This is a genomic window from Pseudonocardia nigra, from assembly GCF_019396355.1.
Classification (GTDB): domain Bacteria; phylum Actinomycetota; class Actinomycetes; order Mycobacteriales; family Pseudonocardiaceae; genus Pseudonocardia; species Pseudonocardia nigra.
This window is the reverse complement of the sequence record NZ_JAHKRK010000017.1, coordinates 40,499-66,578: the sequence shown is the minus strand read 5'-3', so window position 1 is coordinate 66,578 and position 26,080 is coordinate 40,499. Positions and strand designations below refer to the sequence as shown.

At 73.2% G+C, this 26,080-nt stretch carries 24 protein-coding genes and 3 pseudogenes; 17 read left to right on the top strand and 10 right to left on the bottom strand.

Annotated elements, in window-relative coordinates:
* Nucleotides 1-181, top strand: a pseudogene (locus KME75_RS07165) (IS5/IS1182 family transposase); the annotation flags it as partial.
* Between the two features lie 108 nt (nt 182-289).
* On the opposite strand, the gene KME75_RS07160 reads toward KME75_RS07165, so the two are convergent.
* Together KME75_RS07160 and KME75_RS07155 are read right to left on the bottom strand one after the other, a co-directional pair.
* Nucleotides 290-1,432: an acetyl-CoA C-acetyltransferase gene (locus tag KME75_RS07160; protein WP_219413734.1), complete on the bottom strand. Its 1,143-nt coding sequence runs from the start codon at nt 1,430-1,432 to the stop codon at nt 290-292.
* 66 nt (nt 1,433-1,498) lie between these two features.
* Nucleotides 1,499-2,122, bottom strand: a complete 624-nt coding sequence (locus KME75_RS07155; RefSeq protein WP_219413733.1) for a TetR/AcrR family transcriptional regulator — start codon at nt 2,120-2,122, stop codon at nt 1,499-1,501.
* A 123-nt stretch (nt 2,123-2,245) separates the two neighbouring features.
* Between KME75_RS07155 and KME75_RS07150 the strand changes: the two genes are divergently transcribed.
* The 8 genes from KME75_RS07150 to KME75_RS07115 are packed head-to-tail and all read left to right on the top strand — an operon-like array spanning nt 2,246 to nt 10,375.
* Nucleotides 2,246-3,496: an acyl-CoA dehydrogenase family protein gene (locus tag KME75_RS07150; protein WP_219413732.1), complete on the top strand. Its 1,251-nt coding sequence runs from the start codon at nt 2,246-2,248 to the stop codon at nt 3,494-3,496.
* Nucleotides 3,493-4,602, top strand: a complete 1,110-nt coding sequence (locus tag KME75_RS07145) for an acyl-CoA dehydrogenase family protein (protein ID WP_219413731.1) — start codon at nt 3,493-3,495, stop codon at nt 4,600-4,602. The genes KME75_RS07150 and KME75_RS07145 overlap by 4 nt, the downstream gene beginning before the upstream one ends.
* Nucleotides 4,603-4,616: 14 nt before the next feature.
* Complete coding sequence (locus KME75_RS07140; protein WP_219413730.1) at nt 4,617-5,402, top strand: enoyl-CoA hydratase/isomerase family protein; 786 nt, start codon at nt 4,617-4,619, stop codon at nt 5,400-5,402.
* Complete coding sequence (locus KME75_RS07135) at nt 5,399-6,301, top strand: crotonase/enoyl-CoA hydratase family protein (RefSeq protein ID WP_219413729.1); 903 nt, start codon at nt 5,399-5,401, stop codon at nt 6,299-6,301. The genes KME75_RS07140 and KME75_RS07135 overlap by 4 nt, the downstream gene beginning before the upstream one ends.
* The gene (locus KME75_RS07130) at nt 6,298-7,059 is read left to right on the top strand and encodes an SDR family NAD(P)-dependent oxidoreductase (RefSeq protein ID WP_219413728.1); all 762 of its coding nucleotides are present in this window, start codon (nt 6,298-6,300) and stop codon (nt 7,057-7,059) included. The genes KME75_RS07135 and KME75_RS07130 overlap by 4 nt, the downstream gene beginning before the upstream one ends.
* A 47-nt stretch (nt 7,060-7,106) precedes the next feature.
* Nucleotides 7,107-8,372, top strand: coding sequence for an acetyl-CoA hydrolase/transferase family protein (locus KME75_RS07125; protein WP_219413727.1), 1,266 nt, complete (start codon nt 7,107-7,109; stop codon nt 8,370-8,372).
* Nucleotides 8,373-8,385: 13 nt separating this feature from the next.
* Entirely contained in the window at nt 8,386-9,147 is a 762-nt protein-coding gene (locus tag KME75_RS07120) for a 3-hydroxyacyl-CoA dehydrogenase (RefSeq protein ID WP_219413726.1), read from the top strand.
* A 28-nt stretch (nt 9,148-9,175) separates the two neighbouring features.
* Nucleotides 9,176-10,375 (top strand): thiolase family protein, encoded by a 1,200-nt coding sequence (locus KME75_RS07115; protein WP_219413725.1) that lies wholly within the window; start codon nt 9,176-9,178, stop codon nt 10,373-10,375.
* Between the two features lie 30 nt (nt 10,376-10,405).
* Here the strand turns inward: KME75_RS07115 and KME75_RS07110 are convergent, their stop codons facing one another.
* Nucleotides 10,406-10,681, bottom strand: a complete 276-nt coding sequence (locus KME75_RS07110; RefSeq protein WP_219413724.1) for a muconolactone Delta-isomerase family protein — start codon at nt 10,679-10,681, stop codon at nt 10,406-10,408.
* A gap of 35 nt (nt 10,682-10,716) precedes the next feature.
* Nucleotides 10,717-12,120: a vanillate/3-O-methylgallate O-demethylase gene (gene ligM / locus KME75_RS07105; protein WP_219413744.1), complete on the bottom strand. Its 1,404-nt coding sequence runs from the start codon at nt 12,118-12,120 to the stop codon at nt 10,717-10,719.
* A gap of 214 nt (nt 12,121-12,334) precedes the next feature.
* On the opposite strand from ligM, the gene KME75_RS07100 reads away from it, so the two are divergent.
* The 5 genes and pseudogenes from KME75_RS07100 (at nt 12,335) to KME75_RS07080 (ending at nt 15,705) form a co-directional block, all read left to right on the top strand.
* Nucleotides 12,335-12,694: a protocatechuate 3,4-dioxygenase gene (locus KME75_RS07100; RefSeq protein WP_219413723.1), complete on the top strand. Its 360-nt coding sequence runs from the start codon at nt 12,335-12,337 to the stop codon at nt 12,692-12,694.
* Nucleotides 12,687-13,544 carry a class III extradiol dioxygenase subunit beta gene (locus tag KME75_RS07095; RefSeq protein WP_219413722.1) on the top strand — a complete coding sequence of 286 codons (858 nt, stop codon included), beginning with the start codon at nt 12,687-12,689 and terminating at the stop codon, nt 13,542-13,544. Before KME75_RS07100 ends, KME75_RS07095 begins: the two co-directional genes overlap by 8 nt.
* A 25-nt stretch (nt 13,545-13,569) precedes the next feature.
* Nucleotides 13,570-14,310: a PIG-L deacetylase family protein gene (locus KME75_RS07090; protein WP_219413721.1), complete on the top strand. Its 741-nt coding sequence runs from the start codon at nt 13,570-13,572 to the stop codon at nt 14,308-14,310.
* A pseudogene (locus KME75_RS07085) lies at nt 14,307-15,010 on the top strand (4-carboxy-4-hydroxy-2-oxoadipate aldolase/oxaloacetate decarboxylase). Before KME75_RS07090 ends, KME75_RS07085 begins: the two are co-directional and overlap by 4 nt.
* Nucleotides 15,007-15,705 (top strand): alpha/beta fold hydrolase, encoded by a 699-nt coding sequence (locus tag KME75_RS07080; RefSeq protein WP_219413720.1) that lies wholly within the window; start codon nt 15,007-15,009, stop codon nt 15,703-15,705. Before KME75_RS07085 ends, KME75_RS07080 begins: the two are co-directional and overlap by 4 nt.
* 3 nt (nt 15,706-15,708) lie before the next feature.
* Here the strand turns inward: KME75_RS07080 and purU are convergent, their stop codons facing one another.
* The 6 genes from purU to KME75_RS07050 form a co-directional block, all read right to left on the bottom strand.
* Nucleotides 15,709-16,566, bottom strand: coding sequence for a formyltetrahydrofolate deformylase (gene purU / locus KME75_RS07075; RefSeq protein ID WP_219413743.1), 858 nt, complete (start codon nt 16,564-16,566; stop codon nt 15,709-15,711).
* An 11-nt stretch (nt 16,567-16,577) separates the two neighbouring features.
* Nucleotides 16,578-17,489 (bottom strand): bifunctional 5,10-methylenetetrahydrofolate dehydrogenase/5,10-methenyltetrahydrofolate cyclohydrolase, encoded by a 912-nt coding sequence (locus KME75_RS07070; RefSeq protein ID WP_219413719.1) that lies wholly within the window; start codon nt 17,487-17,489, stop codon nt 16,578-16,580.
* Nucleotides 17,486-18,376: a methylenetetrahydrofolate reductase gene (locus KME75_RS07065; protein ID WP_219413718.1), complete on the bottom strand. Its 891-nt coding sequence runs from the start codon at nt 18,374-18,376 to the stop codon at nt 17,486-17,488. The genes KME75_RS07070 and KME75_RS07065 overlap by 4 nt, the downstream gene beginning before the upstream one ends.
* A gap of 340 nt (nt 18,377-18,716) precedes the next feature.
* Nucleotides 18,717-19,358, bottom strand: coding sequence for a response regulator transcription factor (locus tag KME75_RS07060; RefSeq protein WP_219413742.1), 642 nt, complete (start codon nt 19,356-19,358; stop codon nt 18,717-18,719).
* 32 nt (nt 19,359-19,390) lie between these two features.
* Nucleotides 19,391-20,917, bottom strand: a complete 1,527-nt coding sequence (locus KME75_RS07055; RefSeq protein ID WP_219413717.1) for a sensor histidine kinase — start codon at nt 20,915-20,917, stop codon at nt 19,391-19,393.
* A gap of 32 nt (nt 20,918-20,949) precedes the next feature.
* A complete protein-coding gene (locus KME75_RS07050; protein WP_219413716.1) occupies nt 20,950-22,404 on the bottom strand; it encodes an aldehyde dehydrogenase family protein in 1,455 nt (484 codons plus the stop codon).
* 194 nt (nt 22,405-22,598) lie between these two features.
* On the opposite strand from KME75_RS07050, the pseudogene KME75_RS42775 reads away from it, so the two are divergent.
* The 3 genes and pseudogenes from KME75_RS42775 to KME75_RS07040 form a co-directional block, all read left to right on the top strand.
* Nucleotides 22,599-22,853: pseudogene (locus KME75_RS42775) on the top strand (thiamine pyrophosphate-binding protein); the annotation flags it as partial.
* A 154-nt stretch (nt 22,854-23,007) separates the two neighbouring features.
* Nucleotides 23,008-24,198: a thiamine pyrophosphate-dependent enzyme gene (locus KME75_RS42770; RefSeq protein WP_308282621.1), complete on the top strand. Its 1,191-nt coding sequence runs from the start codon at nt 23,008-23,010 to the stop codon at nt 24,196-24,198.
* Between the two features lie 167 nt (nt 24,199-24,365).
* A complete protein-coding gene (locus KME75_RS07040) occupies nt 24,366-25,688 on the top strand; it encodes an MFS transporter (RefSeq protein ID WP_219413715.1) in 1,323 nt (440 codons plus the stop codon).
* Nucleotides 25,689-26,080: the final 392 nt, after the last annotated feature.

The window sequence follows — 26,080 nt, the reverse complement described above, 5'->3', positions numbered from 1 at the left end:
TGGCCGACCACCCGCCTTCGACGCCGAGGAGTACAAGCGACGCAACGTCGTCGAGCGGGCGATCAACAAGCTCAAGGGCCACCGCGCGGTCGCCACCCGCTACGACAAGCGCGACTACATGTTCCGCGGAACCATCGACGTCGCCTCGATCAGGATCTGGCTCCGCGACCCCGTCCCATGATCCAAGGGACACGCTCTAGTGGCTGTCCGCCTGCTTCGCGACGGCGTTCAGCCACCAGACAAGCGTTGGCGCACAAACCTATCGTGCGAAAGTGCCGTTCGCGCGGGGTCAGACCCGCTCGAGGATCGTGGCGTTGGCCTGGCCACCGCCCTCGCACATCGTCTGCAGGCCGTAGCGGCCGCCGGTGCGCTGCAGCTCGTGCACCAGCTTGGTGGCGAGGATCGCGCCCGTGGCGCCCAGCGGGTGGCCGAGGGCGATGGCCCCGCCGTTGACGTTCGTCTTCTCCAGCGACCCGCCGGTCTCCTGCGCCCAGGCGAGCACGACCGGGGCGAAGGCCTCGTTGACCTCGAACAGGTCGATGTCGTCGATCGAGAGGCCGGACCGGGCGAGCGCGGCCTGGGTGGCCGGGATCGGGCCGGTGAGCATGTACACCGGGTCGTCGCCGACCACGCTGAGCGTGTGCACCCGCGCGAGCGGCGTGAGGTTGTGGGTGCGCACGGCCTGCTCGGGGGCGACGAGCAGCGCGCCCGCGCCCACCGACATCTGGCTCGAGACGCCCGCGGTGATCTCCCAGCCCTCGCGCAGCGCCTTGAGCTGGGCCATCGACTCGAGCGAGGTGTCGCGGCGGGCGCCCTCGTCGGTGTCGGCCCCGGCGACCGGGGTGATCTGCTCGGCGAAGCGGCCCTCGTCGATGGCGCGGATCGCGCGGCGGTGGCTCTCCAGGGAGAACCGCTCGAGCGCGTCGCGGTCGAAGCCCCACTTCTCGCAGATCAGCTGGGCGCCGCGGAACTGCGAGATCTCCTGGTCGCCGTAGCGCTCGGTCCAGCCCTCGCCGCGCGGCGAGGCGCCCAGCTCCTTGATCACGGACGCGTTGGCGCTCATCGGCACCATCGCCATGTTCTCGACGCCGGCGGCGACCACGAGGTCCTGCGTGCCGGACATGACGCCCTGCGCGGCGAAGTGCAGCGCCTGCTGCGACGAGCCGCACTGCCGGTCGATGGTGACGCCCGGGACGCCCTGCGGCAGCCCCGCCGACAGCCAGGCGGTGCGTGCGATGTCGCCGGCCTGCGGGCCGAGCTGGATCACGCATCCCATGATCACGTCCTCGACCGCGGACGGGTCGACGCCGGTGCGGTTCATGAGCTCGCGCAGCACGTGCGCGCCCAGGTCGGCGGGATGCACGCCGGCCAGTGCGCCCTTGCGGGTGCCGACGGGCGTGCGGACGGCACCGACGATGTAAGCCTCAGCCACGGATGCCCCCTTCGTCGCGGATCTTAACGATCGTACAGTCAAGCGACGGTGATCGGGAGGGGTCGCTCAGTGCTCGTGGTGGTCCACGATCCGTAGGGCGATCGCGATGTACCGCTCGGTGAGGTCGGGCAGGGCGATGTCCCCGCCCGGCTCGTACCACTGGGCAATCGCGTTGCAGGCCGCGACGATCGCGCGCCGGGCGTCGTCGGCGTGCGCGCACCGGAAGACACCGCGAGCCACGCCCTCGTCGACGATGTCGGCCCACAGCTGGGTGGCTGAACGCCGCAGACCCTCGAGCCGCTCGCGGTTCTCCGGCTCGAGGTTGCGCCACTCCAGGGATGCGATGTTGCTCTCGACGCGGCGGCTCACCCGGTACTCCACGGTGGCCCGGACCATCGCGCGCAGCCGGTCGGCCGGGTCGTCGCCGACGTCGTGCAGCGCGCGGTCGCACCGGTGGAAGTAGTCGTGCGTGCTCTCCTCGATCAGCGCCGCGAGCAGGTGCTGCTTGCTGGGGTGCCAGTAGTAGAGGGCCGAGAGGGAGAGGCCCGCGCGCTTGGCGATGTCCCGGATCGAGGTGCCGTGGTAGCCGCGGTCGGCGAAGCTCTCGCGGGCGGCTCCGGTGATGGCGTCCCGGCCGCCGCCGCGCGGGATGGCCGGTGCGCCGTTCCGTTCGGCGGGTGCGGTACTCATCGCGCCAGCATATGGGCGAGTCCCGGGGCCGACCGGTCGTGACGCACCCGGGGGAGTGTTGTCAACTTAACGAGTGATCGGTAAGTTCGCGCTACCGCCTCGCCGACGTGGAGGGAACCGCGCATGACGGTGGTCGACGTGACCCAGAACGCTGCAACGCAGGACTATCGCAGCTCCGTGCGCGCCTGGCTGGCCGCGCACACCCCCGCCCCGGCCGCGGGGCTCTCCGCCGAGGAGCAGCTGCGCCGGGCGCGGGACTTCCAGGCCGCGCTCCACGACGCCGGTTACTCCGGCATCACCTGGCCCAAGGAGGTGGGCGGGCAGGGGCTCGGCACGGCCGAGCAGCAGGTCTTCTCCGACGAGGCCGCGGAGTACGACCTCCCCACCTACCCGTTCATGATCGGGATGGGGATGTGCGGCCCGACCATCCTCGACCTCGGCACGCCCGAGCAGAAGCAGCGGTACCTGCCGAAGCTGCTGCGCGGCGAGGAGATCTGGTGCCAGCTGTTCTCCGAGCCCGGCGCCGGCTCCGACGTCGCGAGCCTGCAGGCGCGCGCCGTGCTCGACGGTGACCACTGGGTCCTCAACGGGCAGAAGGTGTGGACGACGAACGCGCAGTGGGCCGACTTCGGCGCCCTCCTCGCGCGCACCGACCCCGACCGGCCCAAGCACGCCGGGCTGACGATGTTCATCGTCGACATGCACGCCCCCGGTGTCACGGTCCGGCCGCTCAAGGACATGTCCGGGCGCGCGCCGTTCAACGAGGTCTACTTCGACGACGTCCGGATCCCGGTGGACGACGTGATCGGCGAGGTGGGCGGCGGCTGGCATGCCGCGGTGACGATGCTGGGCCACGAGCGGGTGTCGATCGGCGCCACCCGCAAGCCGAAGAGCAACCCGCTGGAGTTCGCCTCGCTCGTCGAGCTCGCCCGGCGCTCCGGCGCTGCGCAGGAGCCCGCGCAGCGCGAGCGGCTCGCGGAGCTCTACGCCCACGAGCGGGCGCTGGAGCTGTTCAACACGCGGATGCGCCAGGAGACGGCGGCGGGCAACCCGCCCGGTGCGCGCGGATCGGTGGCGAAGCTGGCGGGCGCGCTGCAGCTGCGGCGGGCGATCGAGGTCGCCGGGCAGCTGGCCGGTGCGGACGCGGTGGCGTGGGAGCCCGACGACGCCCGCGCGGCGGAGCTGGCCCTCGGTATCAACTCCGCGCCGTCGTCGAGCATCGCGGGCGGCACCAACGAGGTGCAGCGCAACATCATCGGTGAGCGGATCCTCGGGCTGCCGAAGGAGCCGCAGGTCGACCGGGACGTCCCGTTCCGGGAGCTCAAGGTCGGCACCCAGAAGGTCGGTACACAGCGCAAGGAGGGTGGCCGGTGAAGCTCGTCCTGGATGCCGAGCAGCAGCAGCTGCGGGCGGCGGTGCGGAAGTTCCTCGCCGACAGGTCCCCGTCGGCGAAGGTGCGTGCGGCGATGGAGTCCGACCCGGGCCACGACGCCGAGGTCTGGGCCGGGCTGGCCGACCTGGGCGTGCTCGGGCTGGTCGTGCCCGAGGAGCTGGGCGGCGCGGGCGCTGGCCACGTCGAGCGGGCGGTCGCCGCGGAGGAGCTGGGGTGGGCGCTCACGCCGGCGCCGTTCCTCGCCTCCGCGGTGCTCGCCACCGACGCGCTCCTCACACTCGACGACGACGCCGCCCGCACCGAGCTGCTGCCGAGGCTCGCCGCGGGTGAGCTCGTCGGCACGGTCGCCGTCGCCGAGGGCGGCGGGGCCTGGGACCGCACCGGCGGCGCCACCACCGCCGCCGAGCGCGACGGGAGTTGGGTACTGGACGGGGTGAAGACGCCGGTGCTCGCCGGCGACACCGCCGACGTCGTGCTCGTCCTCGCCGGCACGCCGGACGGCCCGGGCTGGTTCGCCGTCGACGGGGACGCGGCGGGCCTCACCCGCACCCGGCTGACGGGGCTCGACCCGACCCGGCGCGTCGCGAAGCTCGCGTTCGCCGCCACCCCGGCGCGCCGGCTCGCGACGGCGGACGCGGCCGCGGCGCTCGACGTCGTCGCCGACCTCGCGGCCGTGGCGCTGGCCGCGGAGCAGGTGGGCGTGATGCAGCGGGCGATGGAGCTGACCGTCGACTACGCGAAGGTACGGGTGCAGTTCGGCCGGCCGATCGGCTCGTACCAGGCCGTGAAGCACGGCTGCGCCGACATGTACAGCGCGTGGGAGCACGCCGTCTCGGTGCTGCGCTACGCCGCGTGGACCGCCGACCACGACCGTACCGAGCTGCCGGTGGCCGCCGCGCTGGCGCAGACCTACATCGGCCCGGCGGCGTTCACGACGGCGACCGGGATGGTGCAGTACCACGGCGGCATCGGCTACACCTGGGAGCACGACGCGCACCTGTACTACAAGCGCGCCAAGAGCGCCGAGCTGCTGCTGGGCGCCCCGGCGCTGCACCGCGCCCGGCTCGCCGACCGGTTGGGTGTGTAGAGGAGGAGAGAGAAATGGCCGACGACGTCCTGCTCACGAGCCGCGACAGCGGCGTGCTGACCCTCACGCTCAATCGCCCGAAGCGCAAGAACGCGATCAACGGTGAGCTGTGGGACGCGCTGCGCGAGCAGCTCACGGTCGCCCGCGACGACGCCGACGTGCGCGCGATCGTGCTCACCGGGGCCGGCGGCGACTTCTGCGCCGGCGCCGACCTGTCCGGCGGGGTGTCCACGGGGCATCCGCTGGACCGGATGCGGCGGGTCAACGAGGTGGCGCTGCTGCTGCACGAGCTGCCGGTGCCCTCGGTCGCGAAGGTCGACGGCGTCGCCGTCGGGGCCGGGTGGAACCTCGCCCTCGGCTGCGACCTCGTGGTTTCGACGCCGGCGGCGCGGTTCTCGCAGATCTTCGCCAAGCGGGGGCTGTCGCTGGACTTCGGCGGGTCCTGGCTGCTGCCCAAGCTGGTGGGGATGCAGCAGGCGAAGCGGCTCGCGCTGCTCGCCGAGATGATCGGCGCCGAGGAGGCGCACCGGCTCGGGCTCGTCACGTGGGTGGTGGCGCCCGAGGAGATCGACGGGTTCGTCGCCGACCTCGGCAAGCGGCTCGCGTCGGCCGCGCCGGTGGCGGTCGCGCAGTCCAAGGCGCTGCTGCACGAGGGCGCGGACAGCACCATGCGCGACGCGCTGGCGAGCGAGGCCCGCACCCAGGCGATCAACTTCGCCACCGCGGACGCCCCGGCGGCGTTCGCCGCGTTCAACGAGAAGCGCGAGCCGGAGTTCACGGGCGAGTGGACGGTGAGATGACGGACTTCAGCGACACCAAGTACAGGGAGATCCGGCTCGACGTCGCCGAGGGCGTCGCCACGGTCACCCTGCACCGCCCGGACCGGCTCAACGCGTTCACCACCACGATGGCCCGCGAGCTCGTCGCGGCGTTCGATGCGACCGACGCCGACGAGGACGTGCGCGTCGTGCTGATGACGGGCGCGGGCCGCAGGTTCTGCGCGGGCGCCGACCTCGGCCGCGGCGGGCGCACGTTCGACGCCACCGACGAGACGCGCATCGCCGAACGGGCCGACTTCGGGACCGTCGGTGGGGTCCCGCGCGACGGCGGCGGGATCGTGTCGCTGCGGATCGCGGCGTCGCGCAAGCCGGTGATCGTCGCCTACAACGGGCCGGCGGTCGGAGTGGGCGCGACGATGACCCTGCCCGCCGACATCCGGATCGCGGCGGAGTCGGCCCGGTTCGGGTTCGTGTTCGCCCGCCGCGGCCTGGTGCCCGAGGCGGCGTCGAGCTGGTTCCTGCCCCGGGTCGTCGGGATCTCGCAGGCGATGGAATGGGTGGCGACCGGGCGCGTGTTCGGCGCGGCCGAGGCGTTGGCAGGCGGGCTCGTCTCCCGGGTGGTCCCGGACGCCGAGCTGATGGCGACGGCGCGGGTGATCGCGACGGAGATCGCGGAGAACACCTCCGGGGTGTCGGTCGCGCTGTCGCGGCAGATGCTGTGGTCGATGCTCGGGGCGGCCACGCCGTGGGAGGCCCACCGGGTCGACTCGAACGCGATCTTCCGGCTCGGGCAGGGCCCGGACGCCGCGGAGGGCGTCACCTCGTTCCTGGAGAAGCGGCCGCCGAAGTTCCCGGGCCGGGTGGCCGACCACATCGACGTCGTCCCGGCCTGGCCGACCCGACCCCAGGAGATGACGTGACCAACCTGTTCGACCTCACCGGGCACGTCGCGCTCGTCACCGGCGGCAACTCCGGGATCGGCCTCGGCATGGCCCACGGGCTCGCGCAGTGCGGCGCCGACGTCTGGGGCACCAACGCCGAGCGCAACGAGTCGGCGGCCCACGAGCTCGCCAAGCACGGCACCGGCGTGCGGGCGATCCGGTGCGACGTGGGCGACGAGGACGCCGTGACCGCGAGCTTCGCGGCGACTCTGGAGCACTTCGGGAGGGTGGACTCGTGCTTCGCGAACGCGGGCGTGGGCGGCTCCGGCAGGCGGTTCGTCGAGACGAGCCTCCCGGACTTCCGGGCCGTCACCCGGGTGAACCTCGAGGGGGCCTTCCTCACGCTGCGCGCGGCGGCGGCGCACATGGTGGAGCGCGGCGGCGGGGGCGTGCTGGTGGGCACGTCCAGCGTGTCGACGGTGCACGGGGCGCCCCGCGGCCAGGCGTACGCGGCGAGCAAGGCCGGGCTCACCGCGATGATCAAGGGCTGTGCGGTGGAGCTGGCGCGGTATGGGATCAACGCGCACTCGATCATCGCGGGCTGGACGGAGACGCCGCTCGCGTCGCCGAAGCTGCACGACGAGACGTTCGAGCGCCTCGTCATGAAGCGGATGCCGCAGCGGCGCTGGGGCGAGCCGGGCGACTTCGCGCGGCTCGCGGTGTACCTGGCCGGGGGGATCGGCGGGTTCCACACCGGCGACGAGATCGTGGTGGACGGCGCCTACTCGATCTTTTGAGCGGCCGTCCCGGTGGGTACCGTCGGCGGGGTGAGGGAGAGCTGAGCGTGCCGCGGGTGTCCGCGGCGGCGGCACTGCGGTCGGTCCGGGCGGGGGCGCGGGTCGTCGCCACCTCGTACTGCGCCACCCCGGACACCCTGCTGCGCGCACTGGCCGAGCGGACGCGCGAGGTCCCCGGCGTGACGCTGGGCGCCGGGATGCTGCTCGGCGGGCACCCGTACGCGGACGCCGTGCGGGCGGGCCGGCTCGCGCTGCGCAACTGGCACGTCGCCGGCGCGGGTCGGAAGCTGATGGCGGACGGCCTGGCCGAGTACGTCCCGTGCCGGGCGGGCGACCTGCCGGCGCTGCTGGCCCGCCAGGGGGTGGACGTGGCGCTGCTGCGGGTCTCGCCGCCCGACGCCCGCGGGTTCTGCAGCCTCGGCCCGTCGGCGAGCTACGGGCGTGCCCTCGTCGACACCGCGCAGGTGGTGGTCGCCGAGGTCGACGAGGGGCTGCCGCGCACCTGCGGCGAGGACGTCGCCGTGCACGTCTACGAGGTCGACCACCTCGTCGAGACCGACAGCCCCACCCCGGTGTACCGGCGCGCCCCGGTCACGCGCGAGTCGGCCCGGATCGCCGACCTCGTCCTCGGCCTGCTGCCCGAGGACGCCACGCTCCAGTTGGGGATCGGCGCGGTCCCCGAGGCGGTCGCCGACGCGCTCGCCGACGCCGGGGCGGTGCGGCAGCGGTTCGTGGGACTGGCCTGCGACGCGATGATCGAGATGGTCACCGGCCCGCGCGGGGCGTCGGTCACCACGGTGGAGCTGATGGGCGGCCCGAAGCTGTTCGCGGCCTGCGCGGGCAACCCGAGGGTGCGGATGGCGTCCTCGGCGCGGGTGCACGACCCGCGGTGGCTCGCCGACCTGCCGCGGCTGGTGTCGGTGTGCTCGGCGCTGCAGGTGGACCTGACCGGGCAGGTGGCCTCGGAGTCGGTGGGCGGCGCGCCGGTGGCCGGGATCGGCGGCAGCGCCGATTTCTTCGACGGCGCACACTTCTCCACCGGAGGGCTGCGGGTCGTCGCGCTGCCGGCGACGACCGCGAAGAATCGCAGCCGGATCGTGGCCCGCCTCGATCCAGGCACGCCGGTGACCCTCCCGCGGCACGCTGTCGACGTCGTCGTCACCGAGCACGGGACGGCCGTGCTCACCGGCCGCTCGGTCCGCGAGCGCGCCGAGGCGCTGCTGGGGGTCGTCGCACCCGCGCTGCGGGACGAGGTGGCCTCCGACTGGGAGAAGACATGTGGTCCGCGCCGACCGGCGCGGGGCTCGAGGTGAGAGGAAAGCACGAGTGGACATCAACGGATCGGTCGCGCTGGTCACCGGCGGGGCGTCCGGGCTGGGGCTCGCGACCACGGAGAAGCTGCTCGACGCCGGGGCGAGCGTGGTGATCCTGGACCTGCCGGGTTCGGTGGGCGGGGCGGTCGCGGAGAAGCTGGGCGAGCGGGTGCGGTTCGCCGCGGGCGACGTCACCGACGAGGCGAGCGTGGCCGGTGCGCTGGACGTGGCGGCGGAGCTGGGCACGTTGCGGGTGGCGGTGAACTGCGCCGGCACCGGCAACGCGATCAAGACGGTGGGCAAGCACGGGCCGTTCCCGCTGGCCGACTTCACGAAGATCATCAACATCAACCTCGTCGGGACGTTCAACGTGATCCGGCTGGCCGCGGAGCGGATCGCCGCCGCCGAGCCGCTGGGGGAGGAGCGCGGGGTCATCGTCAACACCGCGTCGGTGGCGGCGTTCGACGGGCAGATCGGGCAGGCGGCCTACTCGGCGTCGAAGGGCGGCGTGGTGGGGATGACGCTGCCGATCGCCCGCGACCTGGCGCAGCTCAAGATCCGGGTGGTGACGATCGCGCCGGGGCTGTTCGACACGCCGCTGCTCGCGGGCCTGCCGGAGGACGCGAAGGCGTCGCTGGGGGCGCAGGTGCCGCACCCGGCCCGGCTCGGCGACCCGACGGAGTTCGGGGCGCTCGCCGCGCACATCGTGGCCAACCCGATGCTCAACGGTGAGGTCATCCGGCTCGACGGCGCCATTCGCATGGCCCCGCGGTAACGGACGGCAGAGGACGAGGAGGACGGGAATGCGGGACGCGGTCATCGTCGATGCGGTCCGGACACCGATCGGCAGGCGGAACGGGGCGCTGTCGGGTGTGCACGCCGCGGATCTCTCGGCGGAGGTGCTGACGGCGCTGGTCGATCGGACCGGCGTCGACCCGGGCGCGGTCGACGACGTGGTCTGGGGCTGTGTGAGCCAGATCGGGGACCAGTCGAGCAACATCGGCCGGTTCGCGGTGCTGGCGGCGGGCTGGCCGGAGCACGTGCCGGGGGTGACGATCAACCGGGCGTGCGGGTCGAGCCAGCAGGCGGTCGACTTCGCGGCGCAGGCGGTGATGTCCGGACAGTACGACCTGGTGGTCGCCGGCGGGGTGGAGACGATGAGCCGCGTCCCGCTGGGGGCGGCGCGCGAGACCGGGCAGCCCTACGGGCCGAAGGTGCTGGAGCGCTACGACCAGTTCGAGTTCAACCAGGGTGTGGGTGCGGAGCTGATCGCGCAGCGCTGGGGGTTCTCCCGGGCGCAGCTGGACGAGTACGCGGCGGCGTCGCACGCGCGGGCGGCCGCGGCGATCGACGAGGGGGTGTTCGACGACCACCTGGTGCCGGTGGACGTCGAGGGCACACGGGGGATGGCAAGCCGGCGGAGCCTGCGGAGCCGGCGGGGTGGGTCAACACAGTTCGGGGTGGACGAGGGGCTGCGGCGGGGCACGTCCGTGGAGTCGCTCGCGAAGCTGAAGCCCTCGTTCCGCCAGGACGGGGTGATCCACGCGGGCAACGCGTCGCAGATCTCCGACGGCGCGGCGGCCCTGCTGATCACGACGTCCGAACGGGCCCGGGAGCTGGGCCTGACCCCGATCGCGCGCTACCACAGCGGCGCGGTGTCCGGGGCCGACCCGATCCTCATGCTGACCGGCCCGATCCCGGCCACGGAGAAGGTGCTGCGCCGGTCCGGGCTCGCGATCGAGGAGATCGGGGCGTTCGAGGTCAACGAGGCGTTCGCGCCGGTGCCGCTGGCGTGGCTGGCCGAGACCGGCGCCGACCCGGCACGCGTGAACCCGCTGGGCGGCGCGATCGCCGTCGGGCACCCGCTCGGGGCGTCCGGGGCGATTCTCATGACCCGCCTGCTGGCCCGGATGCGCCGGGAGAATCACCGCTTCGGGCTGCAGACGATGTGCGAGGGCGGCGGCACCGCGAACGCGACGATCGTCGAGCTGCTGGCGGCGTGAGCGACGCCGCCGGCGGTGAGCGGGAGGCCGCTACTTCTCCTGCGGGTGGGTGGCGAGCGCCTCGACCGTGACGTCCATCCACTTCCACATCGGCAGCGACGTCAGGGCGTCGTGCAGGGCGGCCGGGTCGTCGGCCTCGTAGAGCCCGACGGTCGCGTTGCGCCCCGGCACCCGCCAGAGCCGCTTGAGGATCCCGGCGTCGCGCAGTTCCTGGGCGCGCTCGCGCTCACCCGTGCGCAGCTGCTCGCGGACGTCGTCGGGCGTGTCGGCGGGCAGCAGGTTCTCGGTGCGGACCAGGAACTCCATCTCTCTCCTGTCGTTTCGCGCGCAGAGCGGCGGGGTCAGACCGCGACGGCGGTGCGCCATCCCGGCTGGTAGCTCTCGCGCACGACCGCGGCGTAGGGGGCGGGGCTCACCGCGGCGCGCACGGCGAACTGCTTGTGCGGCTGGACGGTCGTCTTGCGGCTCCCGCCGTCCGGCTCGCCCCAGACCACCGTGACCTCGGCACCGAACGGGACGTCGGGGTTCACCGTCGCGAGCGACAGCGCCTTGCGCTCGTTCGCGCTGTAGCCGGTGAACAGCGACAGCCCGACCTGGTTGCCGTCGGCGTCCAGCACGGAGTCGAAGTTGGACGAGCCGTAGTTGGCGTTGGGCAGGTCGAAGAACTGGTAGCCGGGGCCGTCCAGGTCGACGGGGGAGGCCAGCAGCTTCGCGACGTCCTCGGCGTTCCAGGCGAGCGTCACCTTGCGGCGCTGGGTCTCCGGGTCGACGGCGGCGAGGGCGTCGCGGCCCACGAAGTCGTGGTCGAACTTCACGAAGGAGCCGTAGCCGAGCTCCCAGGGGTTGAGGTAGTAGTCCTCGATCCGGTCGGACACGAAGCTGCCGGCGAGTGCGTTGGTGGCCTCGTAGCCGTTCGCGGACAGCCACTCGCGGTACGAGCGCAGCTCCTCGCTCGTGTACACGGCGGGCAGCGGGGAGGGGATCCAGCCGGATTCGAGGGTGTTGCAGGAGTAGGCGCGGGCGGCGACGGGCTCCATGCCGAACTCGCGGCCCGCCTCGAGGATGGCCTCGCGGACCTTGTCGTAGGTCGCGTACGGGCCCCAGATCTCCAGGCCCGGCGCCCCGGCCATGCCGTGGCGCAGCGTGCGGATCTGCTCGCCGGCCACGTTCATGGTGCCCATGCGGAAGAACTTGACCTGCTCGACCGGCCCGCCGTTGACCTTCTCGATGACGTCCCAGGCACGCGGGCCCTGGATCTGGAAGCGCCACAGGTCGCGGGTGACCGGCTTGCCGTAGGGCCGCGACGGCGAGCGGTCGTCCTGGCGGATCTCGACGTTGTAGCCCTTGGTGGCCTGGTAGGTCAGCCAGTTGGCGACCGGCGCGCGGCCGACGAAGACGAACTCCTCCTCGGCGAGGCGGAAGAGGATGCCGTCGCCGATGACGCCGCCCTCGGGGGACACCGGGACGAACTGCTTGCCGGTGTCCACCGGGAACCTCGCCGTGCTGTTGATGCCGGTGTCGCTGATCAGCGCCAATGCGTCCGGCCCCGAGACGAAGAGGTTGACCATGTGGTGGGTCTGGTCGAACAGCACCGCGGTCTCGCGCCAGGCGATCACCTCGCGGCGGAAGTTCGTGAACTCGGCCGGGACGACCGGGTAGATGTAGGTGCCCAGTTGCGAGTTGCGGAGCAGCTCGACCGTGTTCCCCGCCCGATCCAACACGTCCTGCAGATTCTTCACGTTCATCGCCACCCGTTCTCGCTCGTGGTACTCGACGGGCCACGCTACGGACGCGCCGTGGCGGCCGGGACAGCGAAATGGCGGCATCGCACCGGCCACGGCGGGCAGCCCGGGCCACGTCATATGACGTACCGTCGCACCGTCATCCGCGAGATGGCCGGGAGCGCACCGCGCTCTACGGTCGACCGTCGAGCACCCTCGACGGTCAGGAAGCACCTCCATGAGCAGTGAGCCGAAGCCGGCCCCGCAGGGCACCTATGTCTTCGACGGCGCGACCAGCCGTCTGGGATACCGGATGAACAAACTGTTCATGACCTTGCGCGATGCATCGGCCCGCGAGGAGTTCCTCGCCGACGAGGCGGCCTACTGCGACCGTTTCGGGCTGCCGGCGGAGCAGAAGCGGGCGGTGCTGGACCGGGATTGGCAGGCGATGCTCGATCTCGGCGGCAGCATTTTCTACATCTACAAGCTGGCGATGATGGACGGGCGGTCCATGCAGTATCTCGGTGGTGTGTTCACCGGCATGAGCGAGGAGGAGTTCGTGGCGGCGATGCGGGCGGGAGGACGGACCGATGGCTGAGGTGATCTGGGGCCTGGCGACCTCGCACGTCCCGTCGATCGGGGCGGCGATGGACCGCGGCAAGACGCAGGACGACTACTGGAAGCCGCTGTTCGACGGGTACGCGCCCGCGCGCGAGTGGCTCGCCGGGAACGCGCCGGACGTCGCGATCCTGATCTACAACGACCACGCCAACGGCATCGACCTGGACATCGTCCCGACGTTCGGGATCGGCACCGCCGAGCGGTACCGGGTGGCCGACGAGGGATTCGGGCGGCGCCCGGTGCCGGACGTGGTCGGCGCGCCCGAGCTGTCCCAGCACCTGCTGCAGAACCTGATGGACGACGGCTTCGACCTCACCGTCTTCCAGGAGCTCGACGTCGACCACGGGTTCACCGTGCCGCTGTCGATCTGGACCCCGGACCCGGGCGACGCCTGGCCGTGCCCCGTCGTCCCGATCCTGGTCAACGTCATCCAGTACCCGCAGCCGACCGCGGCCAGGTGCTACGCGCTCGGGCAGGCGCTCGGCCGCGCGACCGCGAGCTTCGACGGCGCCGGCACGGTCGGGATCCTCGGCACCGGTGGCATGTCACACCAGCTGGCCGGGGCCCGCGCCGGGTTCGTCAACCCCACGTTCGACCACATGTTCCTCGACGCGATCGAGCACGACCCTGCGAAGCTCGCCGCCCTGACCCGCGAGGACTACATCCGCAAGGCCGGCTCCGAGGGGATCGAGATGATCATGTGGCTGGTCATGCGCGGGGCCATGAACGACCGGAGCCGCAAGGTGCACTCCACCTACCACGTGCCCGCGTCGAACACCGCCGCCGGACTGGCCCTCTTCGACAACCGCACCGCGCAGCCGGCCTGACCACCGCCCCGAGGAGAGGACCTGGATGCCCCCGTCGAGAACAGCTGAATCCCTGCTGGTGGTGAGCGCCCACGCCGGCGACTTCGTCTGGCGTGCGGGCGGGGCGATCGCCCTGACCACCTCGCGCGGCGGCCGGGCCACCGTCGTCTGCCTCAGCTACGGCGAGCGCGGCGAGTCGGCGCGCGCGTGGCGGGAGGGGAAGTCGCTCGAGGAGATCAAGGCGATCCGGCGGGCGGAGGCCGAGCAGGCCGCCGCGATCCTGGGCGCCGACATCCGGTTCCTCGACGCGGGGGACTACCCGCTGGTGGAGACGCCCGAGCTGACCGACCGGCTGGTGCGGGTCTTCCGCGAGACGGTGCCGACCGTCGTGCTCACCCACACGCTGACCGATCCCTACAACGGCGACCACCCTGCCGCGGCCCGGATGGCCGTGCAGGCGCGCATCCTCGCGCAGGCCATCGGCTACGACGCCCCCGGCGAGCCGCTCGGCGCCCCGCCGCTGTTCCACTTCGAGCCGCACCAGTCGGAGATGAGCGGGTTCACCCCCGACGTGCTGCTCGACATCACCGAGGTGTTCGACACCAAGCGCAAGGGGATGGAGAGCCTGCCGGCGCAGCAGCATATGTGGGACTACTACACCGACCTCGCCACGCGCCGCGGCGTGCAGCTCAAGCGCAACGGCGGCCCCAACCTCGGGCTGCCGGCGAACGCGATGGGCGAGGCGTACATGCGCCTCTACCCGCAGGTCACGGACCGGCTCGCATGAGGAGGACCGTCGTCGTCACCGACCCGCCGCGCGCCGACACCGGCGACGCGGAACGCCTCGGCGAGTACGGGGTGGCCACGGTGCACGAGGCGCTCGGGCGCGTCGGCTACCTCGGCCCGGCGTTCCGGCCGGCCTGGGCGGGCGCCCGGGCGGGCGGCACGGGGTCACCGTGCTGTGCTGGCCGGGGGACAACCTGATGATCCACGTGGCCGTGGAGCAGTGCCTGCCCGGCGACCTCCTCGTGGTGGCCACGAACTCCCCGTCGACCGACGGCCTGTTCGGCGAGCTGTTCGCCACCGCGCTGGCCCAGCGCGGCGTGCGCGGCGTGGTCCTCGCGAGCGGTGTCCGCGACGTCGCCGACCTCCGGGAGATGCGGTTCCCGGCGTGGTCGACCGCGGTGAGCGCGCAGGGCTCGGTGAAGGCCACGCCGGGCGCGGTCAACGTTCCCGTCGTCCTCGGCGGCCAGGTGGTGCAGCCCGGCGACGTCGTACTGGGTGACGACGACGGCGTCATGGTCGTCCCGCGGGCCGACGTGCCCCGTGCCCTGACCGCCGCCCAGGCCCGGATCGACAAGGAGGCGGCGTCGCGCGAGGCGTTCCGGAACGGCGAGCTCGGGCTCGACCGGTACGGGCTGCGCTCCCGGCTGCCCGACCTCGGCATCGAGTATCTGTCGCATGAGGAATGGGTGAAGGAGTCATGAGCACGTTCGTCCTCGTCCACGGGGCCTGGCACGGCGGCTGGTGCTGGGACCGCGTGGCCCCGCTGCTGCGCGCAACGGGCCACGAGGTCCACACCCCGACCCTCACCGGGCTGTCGGAGCGGGCGCACCTGCTGTCGCCGACGGTCGGCCTGGACACCCACGCCGAGGACGTCGTCCGGCTGCTCGACGTGCTCGACCTCCGCGAGGTGGTGCTCGTCGGGCACAGCTACGCCGGGCAGATCGTCACCGCGGTCGCCGACCGGCGCCCGGAGCGGATCGCCCGCCGGGTGTACCTGGACGCGTTCGTCGGCTCCGACGGCGAGGCCGCCCGCGACCTGCTGCCCGAGACGGTGGAGCACCACTGGGCGGAGTCGGCAGCGGAGGCCGGGTTCGGCTGGCTCGTGCCGGTGCGCAAGCTCTCCGTCCTGGGCGTCACCGAGCAGGCGGACGTGGACTGGCTGACCCCGAAGCTCACCCCGCACCCGTGGAAGACCTACACCAACCCGCTGCGCCTGACCGGCGCCGTCGACGGGGTCCCGGCCGCGTTCGTCGAGTGCGTCTCGTGGATGCGGGTGTTCCAGCGGCACGCCGACCGGGCCCGGGAGCGCGGCTGGCCGGTGCACGAGCTCGACACCGGCCACGAGGCGATGGTGACCGCGCCGAAGGCACTGGCCGAGGTGCTCCTCGAGCTCTGACCGCTACTGGAGCACCACGGTCTTCGTGCCGTTCAGGGCCACGCGGTTCTCGGTGTGCCAGCGCACCGCGCGGGCGAGTGCCCGGCACTCGACCTCCCGGCCGTGGGCGGCGAACTCCTCGGCGGTCATCGAGTGGTCCACGCGCATGAGCTCCTGCTCGATGATCGGGCCCTCGTCGAGGTCGGCGGTGACGTAGTGCGCCGTCGCGCCGATGTGCTTGACCCCGCGCGCGTGCGCCTGGTGGTAGGGCCGCGCGCCCTTGAAGCTGGGCAGCATCGAGTGGTGGATGTTGATGGCGCGCCCCTCCAGCTGCTTGCACAGGTCGTCGGAGAGGATCTGCATGTAGCGGGCGAGCACCACCAGGTCGACCTGCTCGTCACGGACCATGTCGAGCAGCGCGGCCTCGGCCTGCGGCTTGGTGTCCGGGGTGACCGGGATGTGCCGGAACGGGACGTCGTAGCTGTCGGCGAGGCGGCCGAGGTCGGGGTGGTTGGACACGACCGCGACCACGTCGAGGTTGAGCTCGCCGACCGAGGTGCGGAAGAGCAGGTCGTTGAGGCAGTGCGCGAACCTGCTCACCATGATGACCACGCGCTGTCGTTCGGCGGCGTCGACCATCCGCCAGGTCATCCCGAACAGCGCGGACGTGTCGGTGAAGGCGCCGCGCAGGCCGGCGACGGCGAGCGCGCCGCCGTCGACGCGGGCGAACTGGACGCGCATGAAGAAGGTGCCGCTGCCGGGATCGGTGAACTGCTGGCTCTGCACGATCGTGCACTGCTGATCGACGAGGAACCCGGTGACGGCGTGCACGATGCCGGGGGCGTCGGGGCAGGACAGCGTGAGGACGCAGTTGCGACCGATGGGGGCGGGGGTCACGATGCCTCCACGAGGGCTCGGGCCGGGCGGGCAGCCGTCACGGTGTTGCGCAGCAGCCACACGTCGGTGACGGGGCCGACGCCGCCGGGGACGGGGGTGATCGCCCGCACCCGCGGGGCGACCGAGGCGAAGTCGACGTCGCCGACCATGTGCACGCGGCCGGCCGGGCCCGTGCGGGGGTTGATGCCGACGTCGAGGACGACGGCGCCGGGCTTGACGTGTTCGGCCTTGATCAGCCCGGGCCGGCCGGCGGCGACGATGAGGACGTCGGCGCGGCGGGTGTGCCTGCCCAGGTTTCCGGTGCGGCTGGCCCATTCGTCCACCGATTCGACGGTGGCCTCCCGGTGGTAGCCGAGCGAGATCGCCGGCTTGCCCACGTTGTTCGACCGACCGACGACGACGATCAGCGAGCGGTGGTAGAAGTCGGTGCGGTCCTCCCCGGCCTGGTCCAGCCAGGTGTCCAGCAGGTGGAACACCGACGCCGCGGTGGAGGGGACGAAGCGCGGGACGCCGAGGGCGAGCAGCCCGGCGTTCTCCGGGTGGACGGCCTCGATGTCCTTGGCGGGGTCTATGGCCCGGAACACCGTGGCCTCGTCGATGTGCGCGGGGAGGGGGCGCAGCACGAGGATGCCCGATACCTCGGGTGCGGCGTTCAGCTCGGCGATCACGGCGAGCAGATCCGCCTCGGTGGCGGTGCCGGGCAGCGTCCGGGGGAGGTACCGCACGCCCAGTTCGGTGGCCAGCCGGCGCAGCCGTCGTTCGTAGGCCGCCGAGCTGAACCCGTCCCCGACGAGGACGGTGGCCAGCCCGACGCCGAGCCCGTCCTCCTGCAGCCGGGTGACCTCCGCGGTCAGGCCCTCCGTGAGCAGGCGGGCGGCGGCGCGGCCGTCGATGGTCCGGCCGCTCATCGGGACAGCTCCGCGAGCCGGGCGCGCCGCCAGGCCTCCGTCTTCTCCAGCTCGTTGAACGTGAAGACGTGGAAGCCCGCCAGGTTGTTGTCGGGCTGGCCGAAGCTGGGGGTGAGGCGCTCGACCAGGCGGTTCGGGCTGTAGCCGCCGGGGAGGAAGAACCGCCAGAACATGCTCTGCTGCTTCTTGAGGAAGCGGGCGGACTGGCCCAGCCCCAGCCCGGCCGAGATGCGCACCAGCTTCTGCCGGCTGACCGCGCCGGGGATGCCGACGCGGATCGGCAGGTCCACCCCCCGCGCACCCACGGTCCGGGCCCACCGGGCCGTCGTCTCCGCGTCGAAGCACAGCTGGGTGATGACGTGCGTCGCGTGCGGCGCCTTGCGCTCCAGCGCCTGCTCGATCAGCACGTCGCCGATGTGCCCGTGCCCTTCCGGGTAGCCGCCGATCCCCACCGTGCGGAAGGGGTGTCCGATGGCGTCGAGCCGCTCGAGCAGGGTCAGGGCTTCGGGGAAGGTACCGGCCGGTTCGGCGGCGTCCCCGCCGATGACGAACACGCTGTCGATGCCGGCCTCGCGCAGCTGCGCGACGATGTCGGTCAGGTGCGTGTCGTCGCGCACGAGCCGAGCTGCCAGGTGCGGCGCGGCCGAGTACCCGTGCCGGGAGAGGCGCTCGGCCAGGTCGAGGGTGGGACCGAGGCCCTTCGCCTCCGTCGTCGTGACGGTCAGCGCCACGTCGCGGGGGACGTGCGCGACGACCTTCTCCTCGGTGCTCGTGAACGGCAGGACCTCGTAGCTGGCGTTCCGCAGGGCCTGCGCCAGCGCCTCGCGCCGGCCCGCGCGGCCGCCGAGGCGTGGAAGTGCTCGACCCGGGGCTTCGTCGACGGACATGGTCGGTGCGGCCTTTCCTCGGTCGAATCGATCTCTCGTTCGACCGTACGAATCGGCGCCCCGGCCTTCATCGCGCGGATGACGGCATCTGCCCGGAGATCCGTCCATGGTCGAGTACGACAAGTGACGTAGGCGCGGAGGCCGGATCCGTGCCGTAGCTGCACAAGTCGGTGGGGGTGTGGCGCCCCCGGCCGAGCGTGTGCGCTCGAGCGGAACACCACAGTTGTTCGATCTTGCGCTGAGGACCGTGATGTTCCGTTCACCCGTCGAGCCCCATGACGACATCGACGGATGGCCCACCGCGCAATGGTCCCGCGTGGAGTCCGGAGCAACCCCCGCCTCAGCCCGGCGGGGGGATCAACCCCTCGCGGATGGCGAGCAGCGCCGCCTGCGTGCGCGACGACAGTTGCAGCTTGGTCAGCACGTTGCTGACGTGGGTGCGCGCGGTGCGCTCGCTGATGACCAGGATCCGCGCGATGTCCCGGTTGGAGTTGCCCTGTGCGACGAGCGTGAGGATCTCGCGTTCCCGGGCGGTGAGCTTGCCCAGCCCGGCGGGCGGTCCCGCCATCCGCCGGGTCAGCCGCCGGGCGACCGCGGAGTCGAGGTGCACCTCGCCCGCCGCCGCGGCCCGCACGGCCCTGGCGACCTCGTCGGGGTCGGCGTCCTTCAGCACGTAGCCGGCCGCCCCCGCGGCGAGGGCGGCGTGCACCCGCTCGACCTCGCCGAAGCTGGTGACCACCACGACCTTCACGCCCGGGAAGTCCCGGGTGATGGCGGCGGTGGCCTCGACGCCGTCGAGCCGCGGCATCTGCAGGTCCATCAACACCACCTCCGGCAGGGGCACCTCGAGCGTCCGGCGGCGCTCCAGCTCGGCGAGTGCCTCCTGACCGTCGGCGGCCTCGCCCACGACCTGCAGGTCGGCGACGGTGTCGACGTAGGCGAGGATGCCGCGGCGCACGATCGCGTGGTCGTCGACGACCATCAGCCGGATGACGTCCGTGCCGGGCGCAGAGCTCACCGTTGCGTTCCTCCCTCGGCGTGCGTGGACAGGGGGAGCCGGACCGTGACGGCCCACCCGCCCGTCTCCCGCGGCCCGGCCGTGAGCCGGCCGCCCCACCGCTGCGCCCGCTCCTGCATGGAGACCAGTCCCAGCGTCCGCCGTCCCGCGCCGGGAGGTGGGGCGGCGGATCCGTGGCCGTCGTCGGTGATCTCGACGAGCAGCGCGTCCGGGGGCTCGCCGACCGTGAACCGCACCGTCACCTCGCTCGCACCGGCGTGCTTGACCACGTTGTGCAGCGCCTCCTGCACGATGCGGTAGAGATCCTCCTGCATCGCGAGGTCGTCCGTCGGGGGAATCGCGGGCGGCGCGTCCACCGTGACGACCAGGCCCGCGCGCGCCTCGAGGCTCTCGGCGTGCGCCCGGACCGCCGCGACGAGCCCGCGCTCGGCGAGGTCGAGCGGCCGCAGCTCGAACACGAGGTCGCGCAGGTCGGCCAGCGCGCTCTGGGACAGCTGGGCCAGCTCGTGCGCGGCGGCGCGCAGCGAGGCCGGGTCGGGCGTCGCGTCGAGCCTGCCGCTGAGCGCCCTCGCCTGCATCCGCATGGAGAACAGCTGCTGGACGACCGAGTCGTGCAGGTCCCTGGCGAGCCGGTGGCGCTCGTCGTTGATCGCCTGGGAGCGGGTCTGCGCCAGCAGCGCGGCGGTGTCGATCGCGACCGCGGCGTGGTCGGCCATCGCCTCCAGGAAGGCCAGCGAGCTCGGTCCCGGGTCGTCGCCCGGCCGGTAGTAGGCGTTGATCACCCCGACGGTGCGGCCGCGGACGGTCAGCGGCATCGCCACGAAACTGTCCCAGTCCGGGTGGGCCATGATCTCGTGCAGCGGTGCCCAGCGCGGGTCGGCCAGTATCGCCGCCCTGCGGTGGAGGACGACCACCGGCTGCCCGGAGCGGAAGGCGTCCAGGAACCGCACCTGGGCGCCGAGGCGCCGGCAGGCGCTGAGCCGGTCGGTGAAGTCGGCGGCCGCGCCGAAGCCCGCCATGCCGAGGATCCGGATCTCCTGGCGCGGATCGTCGAGGGTGAGGATCTGCGCGGCGGCGATGCTCGCGGTCCGCGCCACCTCCTGGGCCACCGCGTCCAGGGTGGCGGCGAGCGAGCCCGTGCCCGCGACGCGGGACGCCGCGCGGATGATCGCGGTGAGCCGTTCCTGCTCGCGCAGGGCGTCGGTCACGTCGCTGAACCACACCGCATGGGCGCCGTCGGGCAACGGCAGCACGCGGTAGCGCAGCGTGCGCCTGCCGCCGTCCGGGGTGGGCCAGGTGGCGACCCGGCCGTCGTCGACGGCCTGCCCGCCCGCCGTGCGGAACGGCGCCTGCACACCGATGAGGTCGGACACGGGCCTGCCGAGCAGTTCCACGGCCGCCGGGTTGAGGAACGTGAAGCGGTCCTCGCCGTCGAGGACGCCGAGCCCGTCGGCCGAGACCGCCGCGAGGGCGTGCAGGAGGTCCGGCCCGAGGTCTGCGGGCGGCTCGGAGGGCCGTGCCATGGGCGGTAGTCTCCCGCACGCCGGTGGCGTGCTCAGGCGGGGAACCCGATCGCGCGGGTGTCCATGAACTCGCGGACCCCCTCGATGCCCATCTCCCGGCCCATCCCGCTGTGTGCGAAGCCGCCGAACGGCGCCCGCTCGTCAAGGTGCGCGGCGCCGTGCGCGTTGACGAAGACGTAGCCGGCGCGCAGCCTGCGGGCGGCCGCCGCGACGCGGTCGGGGTCGGCGCTCCACACCGAGGCGGCGAGCCCGGCCCACGTGTCGTTCGCCCGGGCCACGGCGTCGTCCTCGTCGTCGAAGGGCAGGATCGGCACAGTCGGGCCGAACTGCTCCTCCACCACGACGGGGGCGTCGTCGGCGGGGTCCAGCACCAGGGACGGCCGGAGGAAGTGACCGCGGGTGAGGTCGCCCGCCGCCTCGCCGAACTCCCGGACCTCCGCCCCCGAGGCGCGTGCGGCGGCGGTGAGCTCGCGGACGAACGCCTGCTGCCGGGCGCTGTGCAGCGGGCCCATCGTCACGCCGGCGTCGAGCCCGTGGCCCAGCCGGGTCCCGGTCAGCAGGGTCGAGAGCCCGTCCACCACCTCGTCGTAGCGCGAGCGGTGCACGTAGATCCGCTTGGCGGCCATGCAGATCTGGCCGGTGGAGTCGTAGACACCGGAGAAGAGGCGCTGCATCGCCTCGGGTCCGAGGTCGGCGTCGGCGAGCACGACGGCCGGGTCGTTGCCGCCGAGCTCGAGCGCGACGCGGGTCAGCGATCCGGCCGCCATCTCCATGATCCGCTTGCCGCCGCCGGGGCTGCCGGTGAAGCAGACCTTCGCCACCCGGTCGTCGCGGATCAGGGCCTGCCCGATCTCCGCGTCGGTGCCGGTGACGACGTTGACCACGCCCGGCGGCAGCGCCCGGGCGATCAGCTCGACGGTCCGGGTGGTCGCCAGCGGTGCCGTGGGCGGCGGCTTGACGACGACGGTGTTGCCGGCGAGCAGCGCATAGGGCAGCGACGCGGCGAGGATGGCCAGCGGCCAGCTGAACGGCACGATGATCGTCACGACGCCCAGCGGGAGGTGTCCGACCTCGGTGCGGTGCGGCTGGGCGGGCAGCTGCGTCACCTGCTCGACCCGGTCGGCGAGGCCGGCGGCGAGCGCGAAGCGGTGGGCGAACACGAGGGAGTCGATGACCGACTCGGCGAGGATCTTGCCGTTCTCCCGGGTGAGCACCTCGGCCGTGGCCTGCCGGTCGGCCTCCAGCGGCGCCAGCGCCGCGGTAAGCAGGGCGGCGCGCTCCTGGGGGCTGCGCGCGGCCCAGGCCGGGAACGCCCGGTGGGCGGCGGCGACCGCCGCGCTGGCCTGGTCGGCCGTCGCCGCGGCGGCGTGGCCCACGGTCGTCCCGTCGGCGGGGTCGAGCACCTGCAGCACGTCGTCCGTGCCGTGGGGAACACCGTCGACGAAGAGCTCGATCCTGATCTCGGTGAGCTGGTCCGCGGAGGCCATGAAGGGACCGTAGGCGTGTGCCCCGCCACCCTCCCGCGACCCTCGACGCGATGCGGCTGGTCCGGGCGGCAGGTCGGACCGAGACATTCGACTCGACATCCGGTCCGGTCCGGTCCGCGGGCGAGCCGGGGCGAGCGCGGTGCGGATAGCGTCGGCGGCCCCTGCCGCGTCGCCGAGCCCGAGGAGAGCACGACGTGCCGACCGTCCGCGAGACCACCTACGAGCTGCTTCGCGGATGGGGCCTCACCACCGTCTTCGGCAACCCGGGCTCGAACGAGCTGCCGTTCCTCGACGGCTTTCCGGCCGACTTCCGCTACGTCCTCGGGCTGCACGAGGGGGCGGTGCTCGCGATGGCCGACGGCTACGCGCAGGCGATGGGCCGCCCGGCCCTGGTCAACCTGCACTCCGCGGCCGGGCTCGGCAATGCGATGGGGAACCTCGCGAACGCCCGCGCGTCGCACACCCCGCTGGTGGTCACGGCAGGCCAGCAGACCAGGGCGATGATCGGGCTGGGCTCGGTCCTCGCCGAACCCGAGATGACGCGGGCCCCCGAGCCCCAGGTGAAGTGGGCGTACGAGCCGGCCCGCGCCGAGGACGTCCCGCGTGCGCTGTCGGAGGCCGTTCCACCGCGCGACGCTGCCGCCCGCCGGTCCGGTGTTCGTCTCCCTCCCGCTGGACGACTGGGCCCGGCCGGTGGACCCCGACGAGGTGGGCCTGTTGCCCGCCCGGCGGGTTCGCTGGGCGGGAGCCGCGGACCCGGACCTGGTCGCCGAGCTCGCCGGTCGGTTGGGCGCGGCGCGCACGCCCGCACTCGTGGTGGGGCCGGAGGCCGACGACGAGCGCGCCTTCCCCTCGTGGTCGAGCTGGCCGAGCGGCTGCGGGCCCCGGTGTGGACGGCCCCGACGCCGCCGCGCTGCCCGTTCCCCCACCACGCATCCCCTCTGGCAGGGGGTGCTGCCGCCGAGCATCGCGGGCGTGCGCGAGCACCTGGACGGCCACGACCTCGTGCTCGTCCTCGGGGCGGCCGTCTTCCGCTACCACGCCTACCGGCCCGGGCCGTGGCTCCCGGAGGGAACGGCCCTGGTCGCCGTGAGCAGCGACCCGGGGTCGGCGGCGCGGGCCGCGTTCGGGGACGCCGTCGTCGGCGACGTCGCCGCGATCGTCCCCCAGCTGCTGGCGGCGCTCACCCCGGCCGACCGCCCACAGCCCGCCGTTCGACGTCAGCCGGACGCGCCCGCCGCAGACGCGGCGCCGATCTCCGCCGATGCGCTGTTCGCCACGATGGCGCGGGTGCTACCCGCCGACGTGCGGCTGGTCAACGAGTCGACGGCCAACACGACCCAGTTCTGGGCACACCTGCCGATCCGGCACCCGCGGAGCCTGTTCTTCCCCGCGGCGGGCGGGCTGGGGTTCGGGCTCCCGGCCGCGGTGGGCGTGGCACTGGCCGACCCGGGGCGGCCCGTGGTCGCGGTGCTCGGCGACGGCGCCGTCCAGTACGGGGTGCCCGGGCTCTCGACCGCGGTGCAGCTCGGCCTGCCCGTCACGTTCGTGGTGCTGCGCAACGGGGGCTACGGGGCGCTGCGCAGCTTCGTGGCCCAGCTGGGCGTCGCCGACCCTCCGGGACTGGACCTGCCCGGCCTGGACGCGGTCCGGATCGCCGAGGGCTACGGGATGCCCGCCACGCGCATCCGGGACGGGGCGGAGCTCGCCGCCGCGCTCGCGTGCACGGCGTCGACGGAAGGGCCGCGCCTGCTCGAGGTGCCCGTGGTGACGGAGACACGGCCGCTGGGCTGAGGTGCCCGACACAGGACACATGACGTAGGCGGGATGGGCCCCCGCGCCCGTGAGCGGTGTCGGGTGACCTGCTTGCATTCCACCCGTCGTGCGGCCCACCCGACCGGCCCGCCACCCGCCGGGACGGCCGCGCCTGTCCCTGCCGGCGTCCAGAGGAGTGCGTCCCCGTGGCCCCACCAGAGTCCCGCTCCACCCCGTCGAAGCGGGGCATCTTCGCCGCGAGCTTCGTCGGCACCTCGATCGAGTGGTACGACTACTACATCTTCGGGACCGCCGCCGCCCTGGTGTTCGGTTCCCTGTTCTACCCGGGTGCCGATCCGGTCGCGGGCACGCTCGCGGCGTTCGCGACGTTCGCGGTCGGCTTTCTCGCCCGCCCGCTGGGCGCCGCCGTGATCGGCCACTTCGGTGACCGCATCGGGCGCAAGTCGATGCTCGTGCTCACCCTGCTGATGACCGGTGGCGCGACGTTCCTCATCGGCGTGCTGCCCACCTACGCCGCGATCGGCATCGGCGCGCCGATCCTGCTGGTGGTGCTGCGGCTCATCCAGGGCTTCGGCGTCGGCGGGGAGTGGGGCGGCGCGGTGCTCATCGCGACCGAGCACGCGTCCCCCCGGCAGCGGGCGGTGTACGGCAGCTTCGCGCAGTTCGGCGTCCCGGTCGGCGTGCTCACGTCGAACCTGGCGTTCCTCGCCGTGTCCGGGATGTCGAACGAGGACTTCCTCGCCTACGGCTGGCGGATCCCGTTCCTGCTGAGCCTCGCCCTGGTGGTCGTGGGCTTCCTGGTGCGCAGCAGGCTGCAGGACGCGCCGGAGTTCGAGAAGGTCAAGCAGCAGAAGGCGGTCAGCAAGGTGCCGGTCGCGGAGCTGCTGCGTCGGCAGCCGCGCAACCTCGTGCTCGGCAGCCTGGCCTCGATCGCCCCGCCCGCCGTCGGCTACACGGTGATCGTCTACATGCTCACCTACGGCACGACCGTCGTCGGTTTCGACCGCACCACGCTGCTGACCCTGATCCTCGCCTCGACCGCGCTCTGGATCGCCACCATCGTCGGGGCCGCTGTCGTCGCCGACCGGTTCGGCTCGAAGCGGACGTTCGCCGTGGGCGCATTGACCGCCGTGATCTGGCCGCTGCCGATGTTCGCCCTCGTCAACACCGGCGACACGTGGCTCGCGCTGCTGGCGTTCACCGTCGCCGCGATCGTGCAGGGGATCATGGCGGGTGCGCAGGGCGGGCTGTTCACCGAGATCTTCGACGTGCACGTCCGCTACAGCGGCATCTCCATCGCCTACCAGCTCGGCGGGATGATCGGCGGGGCGGTGACGCCCATCGCCGCCACCGCCCTCTACGGGGCCTACGGCTCGTCCACCCCGATCGCGATCTACGTGACGGTCCTGTGCCTGCTCAGCTTCGTCTCCGTGTTCGGGCTGCGGAGCATCCACCCGGAGCAGACGGAGCGCGCGGGGGCGGCACCGGCAGGCGAGCGCGTCCGCTGACGCCCGCCGTACCGACGCCGGGACGGCCGGGGCGAAGCTGCACATCATGCTCGTCACCGGTGCCCTCCCGGCCGACCTGGTCGAGACCCTCCGGCTGATCGACGGGCTGATCTCGGCACCGACCGCGCGGCTGCGGGTGTCGGGCCTGCGCTGCGCCGAGTTGTTCCGCGACCGCTGGGTTTGCATGGTCGCCGCCGACACCGTGCCCGCCGCGTGCACGCGGCTGCCGGCGACCGAGCTCGAGCGGCGGCCGTGGGCCGTGCGCAACTCCGGGTTCCGGCTGGACGCGTGGCCCGAGGGCGGCTTCCCGGGCAGCGACCTGCTTCACCCCGACCGCGCCCACCCCCGACAACCCGGACCTCGTCGCGCAGGAGGGGCCCGGCGGCGTCCTC